Raw genomic sequence first — 11,379 nt, forward strand, 5'->3', positions numbered from 1 at the left:
ACCCTCCTCGGGTTCACGGGTTAAAGTCCGTGAATCCGGGGCTCACGGCCCTGACGCATCTCGAGGGGGCGTGGATGAAGAAGCTGCTCGGGCCGATGCTGTACACGACCACCCAGCCGTCGCAGGAGCGGTGGTCGTTCTTCGTGAACCTGTACCTGTCGGTGGACGCGGTGGACGCGGCGAGGCTCCCCCGGCTGCGCCTGCGCGCCTCGGAGGGCACGGCGCTGCCGGACACCGTCGTGGCCCCTCCCCGGCTGGTGGCGGACTTCTCCGCGCTGGAGGGCCGGGCGGCGGGCGTGCTGTGGCGCTGGGAGGTGACGCTCGAGCGCGAGGACAAGGCCCGGCGGGTGACGTACCGCTTCGAGCCGGTGGACGCGGGCGACGCGCTGGAGGAGGTGGACTTCTCCGCGCCGCACCACCCACCCCGGCCGTGGAACCAGGACACGCTGGGGACGGTGGTGGTGCCCGCGAAGGGCGCGCTGCCGAAGGCGGCCTTCTTCTCCTGCAACGGCGCGAGCGACGCGAAGACGTGGAGCTCGGTGATGCGGATGAAGCGGCCCTTCGGCTGCTGGATGGACATGCTCGCGCAGCACGAGGAGCCCACGGAGGGCGGCTTCGAGCTGCTGATGGGCGGCGGCGACCAGGTGTACGCGGACTCGCTGCTGGACCACGAGCCGCTCCTGGAGTTCCGCAAGCGCGAGCTGGAGCAGAAGCTGAACCGCGACTTCGGTCCGCCCAAGGGCTTCCACGAGCAGATGCTGGCGCGCTACGTGGAGCTGTACTGCGAGCGGTGGGGAGGCTCGGCCGGCATCGCCCCCATGCTGGCGCGCGTGCCGGGCCTGTTCACGTGGGATGACCACGACATCTTCGACGGCTGGGGCTCGCACGAGTCCCTGCAGTCCTGCGAGTGGTTCGAGTCCATCTACAGCGCCGCGGCGCTCGCGTTCGAGGCGTTCCAGCTGGGCGCGCTCCGAGGCTCGGAGAAGCCGACGCGGCGCAAGCCGTGCGAGGGGCACTATCTGCAGTCCGTGCGCTTCGCGGGCGCCGAGTGCGACGTGGATGTGCTCGCGTTGGACTTGCGCAGCGGGCGCACCTACCGGCGGCAGACGAACGGGAAGATGGTGCACGAGGTGATGAGCGCGGAGCAGTGGCACGCGCTGGATGCGTGGCGCCAGGAGCACGCGGGGCGGGGCGCGAGCAAGCCTCGCCACGTGCTGGTGCTGTCCTCGGTGCCGCTGGTGCACCTGCGCTTCGGCCCGGCGGTGGAGGCGCTGGGCGGGGACACGGAGCTGCACGACGACATGCTGGACCAGTGGGAGTCGGTGGCGCACCGGGGCGAGCGCATCCGGTTGATGGTGGACCTGCTCCAGTTGGCGAAGGCGTCGTGCTGCGCGGTGACGGTGGTGTCCGGGGACGTGCACGTGGGAGCGCGAGGGCTCATCCGCTCGCGCAACCCGGAGCACGTGCCGGCGGGGCTCGCGGAGGCGGCCATCGAGCAGGTGACGTCGTCGGGCATCGTCCACCCGCCGCCGAGCATGCTGCAGTTCATGGGCATGCGGATGCTGGCCGAGGAGTCGGTGGACGACCTGCCCTCGTACATGCAGACGGAGATGCTGCCGGTGGGCAAGAGCCGCTACCTGCGCGAGCGCAACTGGCTGTCATTGAGGGTGGAGCCCGCGCGATCGAAGGTGTCCCGACCCAAGCTGTGGCTGCGCTGGGAGGCTGAGCACACCGCGCTGTCCATGCAGGTGGTGGTGGAGCCTCCGCCGCTCGCGACGACGATGACGGCGGCGTGAGCCGGCCCGTCCACCGGGCATGCGGCCGGGCCCCGCTGTCGTCGCCCGGAGCTTGGTGTGTGCCCGCGTCGCTCCGACATTGTGCCCATGGGGATGCGGCGCGGGGATGCACCTCGCGCCCTTCGCGCGAGGAGCGCCACATGGGCACCGACAACAAGAAGAACGACCCCTCGAAGGGTGGCAAGGCCTCGGGTCATCGGCCCACCTTCGCGAAGGACCGCGTGGAGCGCGGCCTGGAGGCGGATGACACCCGGCCGCTCTACGCGGCGGACTCCATCCACAGCACCCAGGAGGCGAAGTTCGCGCTCGACAGCGACGCGCCCGTGGGCGGCGACGTGCCCGACATCCGCAGCCCCATCGACGAGGCGGACGAGCTGGAGCGCGAGCGGCGCGGTCGTGAGCGCTCGCTGGAGCGACAAATCGAGGAAGGGGACTGAAGCACCCGGCTCCGCCCGGAGGACACACCGGGCGGAGCGAAGCGACTTTGGGAGACTACGGCCCCGCGCGCGTCACGCCGGGCTGGGTGTCCGGCTCCACGGGCACCAGCTTGCCCAGGTTGAGCGGCGACACCTGCTCCTGGATGAGGAGCGGGTCACCCACGAGCACGATTTGCAGCGTGGCCGGGTCCAGGTACTTCTCGGCCGCGCGCTGCACGTCCGCGGCGGTGGCGGTGCGCAGCCCCTCCACGGTGCGGTTGAACTCGTCCATCGGCCGGCGCTTGCGGAACAGCTGCGACGCGCTGGAGCCCAGGCCCTCCACCGACTCGAAGGCGCCCGGGAAGGCGCGGATGAGGCCCTCGCGCGCGGCCTCCAGCTCCTTCTCGGTGATGGGCCGCGACTTCAGCCCGCTCACCTCACCCATCGCCTCCTTCACCGCGGGGCCCGTCACGTCCGAGCGCACCGAGGCGTACGAGGTGAGCGGCCCCACGCCCAGCCGCGGGTCCAGGCTGGCGCCCGCGCCGTAGCTGTAGCCCTTGTCCTCGCGCAGGTTCATGTTGAGCCGGCTGCCGAAGAAGCCGCCGAACACGGTGGTGGCCAGCTCCAGCGAGAACTCGTCCGGGTTGCCCGCGGCGATGGCGGGCCGACCCATGATGACCACCGTCTGGTCCAGGCCGGGCTTGGGCACCACGTTCACCTGCTCGCGGTTCGTGAGCTTCGGCGTGGGCGGCGCGGCGGGCAGCGTGGCCTGCGACTTCCAGGTGCCGAAGTGCTTCTTGGCGAAGGCCACCGCCTCGTCCAGCGTGACGTCGCCCGTCATCACCAGCGCCGCGGCGGCAGGGCCGACGTGCTTCTTGTAGAAGCCCTGCACGTCCTCCAGCGACAGCGCCTGCACGGTGTCCGGCATGCCCGCCGCGGAGTGCCCGTACGGGTGCGCGCTGCCGAAGGCGGCGGACAGGAACACAATCTGCCCCAGCGCGGTGGGCTGCCCCAGCCGGCGCACCAGGTCCGCCAGCTGCTGCTTCTTCCTGCGCTCGAAGGCCTTGGGCGCGAAGGTGGGCCGCAGCGTCACGTCCGACAGCAGCCCCAGCGCCGCGTCCACGTTGCGCGTCAGTACACGCACGCCCACCTGGGCGCCGTCCGCGGCGACGTCCTGGAAGGGGGACACGCCCAAATCCCCGAAGGCGTTGTCCAGCGCCACGGTGTCGCGGCTGCCCGCGCCCTCCAGCAGCATGCGGTACGTCAGGTCCGCCAGGCCCTGCTTGCCCGCGGGGTCCTGCGCGCTGCCCGCCGCGAAGGTGAGGCCCGCGAACACCAGCGGCAGCTCGCGCCGGGTGCTCACCAGCACGGTGAGCCCGTTGTCGAGCGTGGCCTTCTGGAAGCTGGGCAGCACCAGCTCCGGCGGCTTGCCCGGCTCGGGCTTCGTCGCGCGGAAGGACTCGGCGTCCGCGGGCGCGGTGGGCTGCGTGGCCTGGGGCGGGGTGGCCGGAGTCTCGCTGGAGGCGGGCTTCTGCTGGCTGGCGCAGCCGGCGAGGGAGACGGTGACGAGGGTCGTGATGAGGCGGCGCATCAGCGGCGCTCCTTCGGTTCGACGGGTGCCTGCTTCCGGGCGGGCGGCACGGCGTGGAGGATGACGCGTGAATCAGGGCTCAGGGTCTCTTTGGCGAACTGCTTCACCGCCTCTGGCGTCACCGTCTCGTAGCGCGTCAGGTCCTGCGCGACGTAGCTGGGCTCGCCGACGAAGTGGTTGTAGCTCTGGAGCACGTCCGCCTTGCCGCCGAAGCCGCCGATGGACTGCAGCCCCGCGAGCGTGCGCGTGTCGAAGCGGGTGCGCGCGCGCTGAATCTCCTCGGCCGTGATTCCGTTCTTGCGGACGTCGTCCAGCACCGCGTCCACTTCCTTCTGAATCGTGTCCGTGGACACGCCGGGCCGGGCCACCACGTTGAGGGTGAAGACCGACTGCGCGCCCTGGCTCTGCTGGGTGACGTCCACGCTCTGCGCCAGCTGCTTGTCCAGCACCAGGCGGCGGTACAGCCGGCTGGCCTTGCCCGTGCCCAGGGCCGTGGCGAGCACGTCCGCGGTGGCGTCGCCCTGCTCGAAGTACGCGGGCGTCAGCCACTGCATGGACAGCAGCGGCAGCTGCGCGATGCGCTCCTCGTGGCGGATGACCACGGGCTTGGTGAGCTTCACCGGCGCCACGGTGGGCCGCGTGGGCTTGGGGTGGCTGGGCAGCGAGCCGAAGTACTTCTCGATGAGCGCCTTCGTCTTCGCCACGTCGAAGTCACCCACGACGGCGAGCGTGGCGTTGGAGGGCGCGTACCACTTGCGGAAGAAGTCCTTCACGTCGTCCAGCGTGGCGGCGTCCAGGTCCTTCATCGAGCCGATGACGTCCCCGTGGTACGGGTGCGGCAGCGGGAACAGCGCGTGCCACGCGGCCTCGCGGGCCAGGCCATACGGCGCGGCCTCGGTGCCCTGGCGGCGCTCGTTCTTCACCACCTCCTTCTGGGTGGCCAGCTTCTCGGGCGTCATCGCATCGAGCAGGAAGCCCATGCGGTCGCTCTCCAGCCAGAGGGCGGTCTCCAGGTGGTGGGTGGGCACCGTCTCGAAGTAGTTGGTGCGGTCGAAGCTGGTGGTGCCGTTGAGGTCGGTGGCGCCCAGCTGCTCCAGCATGGAGATGTGCACGTCGTCGGCCACGTTGCGCGAGCCCTGGAACATCATGTGCTCGAACAGGTGGGCGAAGCCGGTGCGGCCGGGCTGCTCGTGGTAGGCGCCCACGTGGTACCAGACGTTGACGGAGACGACGGGCAGCTTGCGGTCCACGGACAGGATGACCTCCAGTCCGTTGGGCAGGGTGTACTTCTCGTAGGGGATGGCGAGCGCTTCGCGCCCGGGCTCCAACGGCTTCGCCTCTTGAGGGGATTGGGCGAGCGCCGGGAGCCCGAACAGGACGAGGGCTGCGGCGACGAGGGCCTTCATTCGGGACAAGGTTCCTCCGGGGGCTTTTCGTGCCAGGGAATCACCTCTCGCGCTTAGCACGCGTGCCTCGGGGCGTGGGCAAGGAATGACCGGGGGAATGGGTGGAGGGGCGCAACTGTTGAGGGCCGCGCTCAGGCGTGGCGAGGTGCGGCGTGACTCGTGCCCGCGAGAGCGGGGCTCCATGTCACACTGGGGCCATGGTCTCCTCCGTCGGTGTCGTGCCCCGCTGCGCGGTCCACCCCGAGGAGGAAGCGGGGGCCACCTGTCAGCGGTGTGGCGCGTTCACCTGTGACACGTGCGCGACGTGGGTGATGGGCGTGCTGTATTGCGCCACCTGCGCGGCCCGGCCGGAGGTGAACTACCTGGAGGCCTTCCGCCTGGAGCGCTGGGGTCGGCGCGACGCGAATGCCTGGACGGTGGCGGCCGTGTCGGTGCTGCTCGTGGGCCTGGCGGCGCTGGCCCTGTACCTGGAGGAGTGGAGGCTGGTGCCGCTGCTGCTCGGCGCGGCGGGGGTGGGCGCGGCGTTCTTCCTGGGGGAGTGGTGGGCGAGGCCGGGCCTGGTGCTCACGCCCGTGGTGGGAGGGCTCTGGGCCACGTCGATGTATGGCCCGGGGGCGCTGGTGGTCGGGTTCCTGATGTTCATCTCCTCGCTGCAGATCTTCCTCGACACCCGCACCCGGCTCTTCTTCTGCGTGCAGGTGTCCGAGAAGGACCTGCGGCGGTTGTGGAACCTGCAGGTGAACAACCCGCTGGCGCGGCACGCGTTGTCCGCGGGGGTTGCGTCGGTGGCCTTCCCGTTGATGGTGCCCATGGCGTTGGTGCTCGGCTTCCTCGGGCTGCGGGCGGTGGATGCGCAGGCGAGACCGCCCATCGGGCGCAAGGGGCAGGCGCTGGCGGGCATCGCGCTGGGGTTGGGCGCGCTCGCGCTGTGGGGGCTGGTGCTGTGGCGGCCGGTGTTGCAGGTCGTGTTCGACCGGGTGTTCGCCGACTGGCCCTGAGTGAGCGGGCGCGCCATGCGTCCGGGCCCTGGGATGTCGCCCCGGCGAAGGACGGAGGTCCCGTGTCTTCCTCTCCGCCGGTGGTCACGGTGAGGAGGAAGGGAGGGCCACGACATGGCGAATGAAACCGAAGGGCAACAGCAGCAGGCGGACGGGCGTGCGAGCGAGGAGCTGCGTGCGAAGCGGCACGCGTCGAGGACATCGCGCACGTATGCGTTCTTCATCCGGGACTTGGAGGCGAGGGCGGGCGTCGACCGGGCGCTCGCGGAGCGGGCGGCGGAGTCGGTGCTCTGCACCCTGGAGCAGCGGCTCATGGGCGGAGAGGTGAAGGACCTGGAGGCGCAGCTTCCCCAGAAGGTCCGGGACATGCTGCAACGGTGTCCGCGTCACGAGGGCCTGCCTCCTCGCAAGTTCAAGATGCTGGAGTTCGTGCAAAGGGTCGCGGACGACCTGGACACCACGCCGAACGAGGCGGAGCGGCTGTGCCGCGCGGTGTTCGTCACGGTGCGCGAGCACATCTCCGAGGGCGAGGCCGACGATGTGATGGGCCAGCTCCCCGCGGACCTGCGCGCGCTGTGGATTCCGGACGTGTGAGGCACGGGCCTCGTGTCGCCTCGTGCGAGGTCAGGTGCGCGACGGCGCGAGGGGGACGAGGTCGGGCTACTCCTGCTCCTTCGCGAGGAGTGAGGAGGCCAACCGACGGAGGTCCTCCGCGTCATCGCGCGCGGCCACGTCGCGAAGCAGCTCGGTGGCCAGGGGCTCCACAGTGAGCACCTGGCCCAGCATCCGCACCAGCTCGGCGCGGACGCGGGGCTCGGGCTCCGTGCGCAGGCACTGCGCCACCGTGCGCAGATGAGGGCCGGAGACGCGCTGGGCCATCAGGGTGGCGGCCTGCTCGCGGACACCGGCGTCCTTATCCGTGAGGATGACTTCGTCCAGCAGGGCTTCGATGCTCGCGCCCTTCATGGCGCCGAGTGCCCGTGTCGCGGCGGCGCGCACCTCGGGCGAGGTGTCCGCGAGTGACCTCCGAGCGTAGTCCCTGCCTCGGGAGGAGCCTGTCCGGGCCAGCACGTGCAGACACTCCCGTGCGTCGAGGCGCCTGGCTTCGCAGCGACGAAGCAACCCGTCGAGGAGCTCGACGGCACGGGCCGGCTCGCTGCGCTCGAGGCCTCGCACCACGGTGCCCAACGCCAGTCCCACCGCGTCCCTCAACGCGGGTTCCGTCGTCGTCCCGACGGCCCGAGCAAGTGCTCGAGCGAGCTCGAATGAGGGGCGCTCCACCCTCCCCACCATCGTGGTCATGGCCTGCGCCAAGGCGTGGGCCTGCTCGGGCGAGGGTGGATTCGTCTTCGACACGGCTCGGGCCAAGGTCTGGAGCAACTCCGACGAAGGTTGCTCTCCGCTCTCCGTCGAGAGGGCCCGCGAAGTCTCCGGTGAGGAGAGGACCTCGGCGCTCCACCGGGCGCGCGCGGCATGGAAGTCCTTCAGCGTGCTCACCGCGCGCTGCTCCGAGCCCAGGTGCGTCATCGCCACCCGCGTCTCCGTACGCACCAGCGGCAACCCCGTCGCGCCCCCTCCGGACTCCACCACGTCCGAGCCCGTCACCTCACGCACGAGCCCGTCCTCATCGAGCGTGAAGTCCCAGTGCCCTCGCGGCCTCGGAACGACGAGCCCCGGCCCACCAGCCCCCGAGGGCGCCCACACGGGCACCGCCGTGCGCAGGTACCGCCGCTTCGTCTTCACGTAGGTGTGGGCGCTGCCCCCGGCGCGGTACTCGGCCTCGAAGTCCCCCGTGGTGTCCTCCTCCTGCGTGGTCCACGCGCGTCCCTCCTCCGCCACGAACTGGGTCGCCGCCACCAGTCGCCGAATGAAGCGCCGGGCCCGCTCACCCACCGACAGGTCGAAGTGCACGGCCACCACCTGTCCACGCTCGTCCTGTGTCACGTACACGGGCCGCTCGAAGCTGGCGCGGAAGTCGCGCAGGGCCCCGTCCACGAGCGGCTCCGCGTCCTCCACCCACGTGGGCTTCACCCGCGCCACGAAGAAGTGCTGCCCTCCCTCCGTGCCCGCCCAGGTCACCGCCACCTCCCCGCTCCAGCCGGAGTGCCGCCAGGTGCGCCCCGCCTCCGCGCCGGGGAGCTGCTCCGCCGTCCGCGTGTCCAAATCGAAACGGTAACGGTGTGTCAGCCCGGCCTTCAGCACCCGCCGCACCCCCTTCACCCCGAAGGGGATGACGGGCGGCGTCAGCACGGGCGGCGGTGGGAAGCGCGGTGCGGGCTGGAGGGGCGCGAGCGAGGGCCGCTCACGAGGAAGGTCCCTCGCGGACTCGAGACTCCACAGCCCCACCACCGCCAACACGGCGAGCAGGGTCAGCAGGCTCTTGAGTCGAGGGGACACGGCACCTGGGATACGGGCGCGAGGCCCGTTCCTGGTTGTACCGTGCGTATGACGTGATGACTGACGGTGGGTGGGCGCTCAGTGCCCGCCGAGCCGCAGCTCCAGCTCCGCCAGCTCGCGCTTCACGGTGGGGTCCGACTCACGCAGGCCCTCCACCTTGCGCACCGCGGAGATGACGGTCGAGTGGTCCTTGCTGAAGCGCGACGCGATTTCAGGGAAGGAGCTCTTGGTCAGCTTGCGGCTCAGGTACATGGCCACCTGCCGCGCGTGCGCCAGGGCCTTGTGACGGCGGTCCTCCTTCAGCGACTCCACCGTGACCTTGTAGAAGCGGGCCACCTCGCGCTGGATGGCCTCCACGTCCACCACGTGCTGGGCGGGGAGGATGTCGCGGAGGACCTCGGCGGCGAACTCCTCCGTCACCGGCTGGCGCGTCAGGCTGTGCACCGCAGACAGCTTCACCAGCGCGCCCTCGAGCTCGCGCACGTTCTTCTGGATGTGCTTGGCGATGAAGTGCGCGACGGAGTCCGGCAGGTCCAGGTTCTCCGCCACCGCCTTCTTCTGGAGGATGGCGACGCGCGTCTCGTACGTGGGCTCGCGGATGTCCGTCATCAGTCCCATGGTGAAGCGGCTGCGCAGCCGCTCCTCCAGGCCCGGAATCTCCGCGGGCACCGTGTCGCTGGTGAGGATGATGGCCTTGCCCAGCTCGTAGAGCGTGTTGAAGGTGTAGAAGAACTCCTTCTGCGTCTCCTCGCGCTTGCCCAGGAACTGGATGTCGTCGATGAGCAGCACGTCGCACTCCTCCCGGAACTTGCGCCGGAAGTCGGTCATGCGGTGCTCGCGCACGCTCTCCACGTACTCGTTGGTGAACTGCTCGCTGGAGAGGAACACCACGCGCTGCGAGGGGTCCTTCTCCCAGATGTGGTTGCCCACGGCCTGGAGCAGGTGCGTCTTCCCCAACCCCGTGCCGCCATAGATGTAGAGCGGGTTGTAGTGGTGGCCCGGCTTGTCCGACACCGCCTGCGCCGCCGCCGCCGGCAGCTGGTTGCTGTCCGCCACCACGAAGGTGCTGAACGTGAAGCGGCTGTTCAGGCGCGAGGGCCGGCCTACACTGACCTTCACGGTGGGTATGGGCGGGAACTGGGGGTCGGGGACGAGTCCCTCGACGACTTCATAGGTCACCGAGGACAGGCCGTTGTCCATCCGGGCCAGGTGTCCTTCGAGCAAACCGCGGTAGTGGTCGTCCACCCAGTCGCGGAAGAAGCGGTCGGGGACACCCAGCACGAGGGCGTTGTCGCGGACCTCCAGCGCGCGCACCCGGTCCAACCACTGGAGCGCGTACTGACGGCCCTCCTGACGGACGGCCTCCAGCAACTTGTTCCAGAGAATTCCAGCACTTGGAAGGGGGGCGGAGGCCTGGGCGAGGGCGTTCAAGTGTGTCTCAACCGTGCAAAGCGGGCGGGACTGCGAGCGTCCGGCGGTGCTAACAGAGGGGTCCAGGTGGATCAAGCTATCGACCCAAAGTGGCGCCGCTGAAGGATCTTTTCCAGACCTCACGAATTGGCAACGGACGTGCCGAGTCAGGGCCGTTGTGGGGATCCGCTCCCCTCCCCCCAACCGCTGGGGCTCCGCCTCCCTGGGTTGACTGGGAGTACGGAACGCAAAACGCCCAAAGCCCTGTCGTGGGCCCTCGAGAAGGTGCGCGCGGATCCGCTCCCGGGTTGATCGAATCCGGTGCTGCCTGGTCGCTTCATATGGATCCACCCAGGCGGGCGGACGCTCCCGGGAGGATTCAGGCGCCTGGAATCCGTTCCCTGGATCTGGAAAATGGGGGTGGTCCAGGTGGTCCTTCGTTGACTTGCCCCGGAAATGGGGCTACGGACCCGGCCCTTTCCCTAGTTCAGGTCGCGCCGAAGCCGTAGGAGGCGCCACCCCTCATCAAGGAGTTCGAGCCGTGTCCAAGCGCACGTATCAGCCGTCGAAGCTGCGCCGCAACCGCACCCACGGGTTCCGCAAGCGCAATGGAACCAAGTCCGGCCGCGATGTCCTCAAGCGCCGCCGCGCGAAGGGCCGCAAGCGGCTGGTCGTGTCGGCCGCCAAGAAGTAAGCGAGTCCGCGTGTGAGGGCCGAGGGTGCGACGCCGGGCCGAGAAGGCCCGGCAGACCAGCGCTTCCCCAAGGCCCTTCGCCTGCTCAGCAGGCGTGAGTTCCTCGAGGTGCAGGACGGCGGGCAGAAGCTCCCCTCCGACTGCCTCCTCGCCCTCTACAAGCGCAATGGCCGGGCGTACTCCCGTGTTGGCCTCACCGTGTCGAGCAAGGTGGGAAACGCGGTGGTGCGAGCGCGCCTGAGGCGTGTGCTGCGGGAGCTGTTCCGCAAGCGGCGCACGCAATGGCCCCAGGGCCTGGACGTAGTGTTGGTGGCGCGCTCATCCGCGAAGGAGGCCTCTTTCGTGGCGCTGTCGCGCGCCTTCGACGGTGTCACCCGTAAGCTGCAGCGGCTCCCGCCGGCCGCCGAGCCGAAGCCGAAGGAGCCTCCCCGATGAGCCCGCTCGCCTTCGTCATCTCGCTGCCCATCCGGTTCTACCGGAGGTTCCTGGGGCCGCTGCTCCCGAAGGTGTGCCGCTTCCATCCCTCGTGCTCCACCTACGCCATGGAGGCGCTGGAAAAGCATGGAGGGTTCAAGGGTTCCTGGCTCACCGTGTGGCGTCTGATGCGCTGCCAGCCCTTCCACCCCGGTGGCATCGATCCGGTGCCTTGACGGGGTCTTCACCCCTTGCCG

11 protein-coding genes are annotated in these 11,379 nt (G+C 70.0%); 7 read left to right on the forward strand and 4 right to left on the reverse strand.

Features of this window, described 5'->3' with window-relative positions:
- Nucleotides 1-74: 74 nt before the first annotated feature.
- A complete protein-coding gene (locus LXT21_RS32065; RefSeq protein WP_254042022.1) occupies nt 75-1,796 on the forward strand; it encodes an alkaline phosphatase D family protein in 1,722 nt (573 codons plus the stop codon).
- A 140-nt stretch (nt 1,797-1,936) separates the two neighbouring features.
- A complete protein-coding gene (locus tag LXT21_RS32070; RefSeq protein ID WP_046710224.1) occupies nt 1,937-2,233 on the forward strand; it encodes a hypothetical protein in 297 nt (98 codons plus the stop codon).
- A 55-nt stretch (nt 2,234-2,288) separates the two neighbouring features.
- On the opposite strand, the gene LXT21_RS32075 is transcribed toward LXT21_RS32070, so the two are convergent.
- Both LXT21_RS32075 and LXT21_RS32080 read right to left on the reverse strand, forming a co-directional pair.
- Nucleotides 2,289-3,803 carry an insulinase family protein gene (locus LXT21_RS32075; RefSeq protein WP_254042023.1) on the reverse strand — a complete coding sequence of 505 codons (1,515 nt, stop codon included), beginning with the start codon at nt 3,801-3,803 and terminating at the stop codon, nt 2,289-2,291.
- Nucleotides 3,803-5,209: a M16 family metallopeptidase gene (locus LXT21_RS32080; protein WP_254042024.1), complete on the reverse strand. Its 1,407-nt coding sequence runs from the start codon at nt 5,207-5,209 to the stop codon at nt 3,803-3,805. The genes LXT21_RS32075 and LXT21_RS32080 overlap by 1 nt, the downstream gene beginning before the upstream one ends.
- A gap of 197 nt (nt 5,210-5,406) precedes the next feature.
- On the opposite strand from LXT21_RS32080, the gene LXT21_RS32085 reads away from it, so the two are divergent.
- Nucleotides 5,407-6,207, forward strand: coding sequence for a B-box zinc finger protein (locus LXT21_RS32085; protein ID WP_254042025.1), 801 nt, complete (start codon nt 5,407-5,409; stop codon nt 6,205-6,207).
- Between the two features lie 114 nt (nt 6,208-6,321).
- Nucleotides 6,322-6,801 carry a DUF2267 domain-containing protein gene (locus tag LXT21_RS32090; protein WP_254042026.1) on the forward strand — a complete coding sequence of 160 codons (480 nt, stop codon included), beginning with the start codon at nt 6,322-6,324 and terminating at the stop codon, nt 6,799-6,801.
- A gap of 66 nt (nt 6,802-6,867) precedes the next feature.
- Here the strand turns inward: LXT21_RS32090 and LXT21_RS45510 are convergent, their stop codons facing one another.
- A complete protein-coding gene (locus LXT21_RS45510; RefSeq protein ID WP_254042027.1) occupies nt 6,868-8,604 on the reverse strand; it encodes a HEAT repeat domain-containing protein in 1,737 nt (578 codons plus the stop codon).
- A gap of 78 nt (nt 8,605-8,682) precedes the next feature.
- A complete protein-coding gene (gene dnaA, locus LXT21_RS32100; protein WP_254042028.1) occupies nt 8,683-10,035 on the reverse strand; it encodes a chromosomal replication initiator protein DnaA in 1,353 nt (450 codons plus the stop codon).
- A gap of 520 nt (nt 10,036-10,555) precedes the next feature.
- Between dnaA and rpmH the strand changes: the two genes are divergently transcribed.
- Genes rpmH through yidD form a run of 3 tightly spaced genes read left to right on the forward strand, consistent with a single transcriptional unit; the run spans nt 10,556 to nt 11,358 of the window.
- The gene (rpmH, locus tag LXT21_RS32105; RefSeq protein WP_015353655.1) at nt 10,556-10,708 is read left to right on the forward strand and encodes a 50S ribosomal protein L34; all 153 of its coding nucleotides are present in this window, start codon (nt 10,556-10,558) and stop codon (nt 10,706-10,708) included.
- A 12-nt stretch (nt 10,709-10,720) separates the two neighbouring features.
- The gene (gene rnpA, locus LXT21_RS32110; RefSeq protein ID WP_046717247.1) at nt 10,721-11,143 is read left to right on the forward strand and encodes a ribonuclease P protein component; all 423 of its coding nucleotides are present in this window, start codon (nt 10,721-10,723) and stop codon (nt 11,141-11,143) included.
- Nucleotides 11,140-11,358, forward strand: coding sequence for a membrane protein insertion efficiency factor YidD (gene yidD, locus LXT21_RS32115; RefSeq protein ID WP_046717246.1), 219 nt, complete (start codon nt 11,140-11,142; stop codon nt 11,356-11,358). The genes rnpA and yidD overlap by 4 nt, the downstream gene beginning before the upstream one ends.
- Nucleotides 11,359-11,379: the final 21 nt, after the last annotated feature.

Source organism: Myxococcus guangdongensis (assembly GCF_024198255.1).
Lineage (GTDB): Bacteria > Myxococcota > Myxococcia > Myxococcales > Myxococcaceae > Myxococcus > Myxococcus guangdongensis.

Bases quoted from the DNA above. Each gene is read 5' to 3' on its own strand.
- LXT21_RS32090 (WP_254042026.1), top strand. From the start codon at position 6,322: ATGGCGAATGAAACCGAAGGGCAACAGCAGCAGGCGGACGGGCGTGCG.
- yidD (WP_046717246.1), top strand. From the start codon at position 11,140: ATGAGCCCGCTCGCCTTCGTCATCTCGCTGCCCATCCGGTTCTACCGG.
- LXT21_RS32070 (WP_046710224.1), top strand. From the start codon at position 1,937: ATGGGCACCGACAACAAGAAGAACGACCCCTCGAAGGGTGGCAAGGCC.
- LXT21_RS32075 (WP_254042023.1), bottom strand. From the start codon at position 3,803: ATGCGCCGCCTCATCACGACCCTCGTCACCGTCTCCCTCGCCGGCTGC.
- LXT21_RS32085 (WP_254042025.1), top strand. From the start codon at position 5,407: ATGGTCTCCTCCGTCGGTGTCGTGCCCCGCTGCGCGGTCCACCCCGAG.
- LXT21_RS32065 (WP_254042022.1), top strand. From the start codon at position 75: ATGAAGAAGCTGCTCGGGCCGATGCTGTACACGACCACCCAGCCGTCG.
- LXT21_RS32080 (WP_254042024.1), bottom strand. From the start codon at position 5,209: ATGAAGGCCCTCGTCGCCGCAGCCCTCGTCCTGTTCGGGCTCCCGGCG.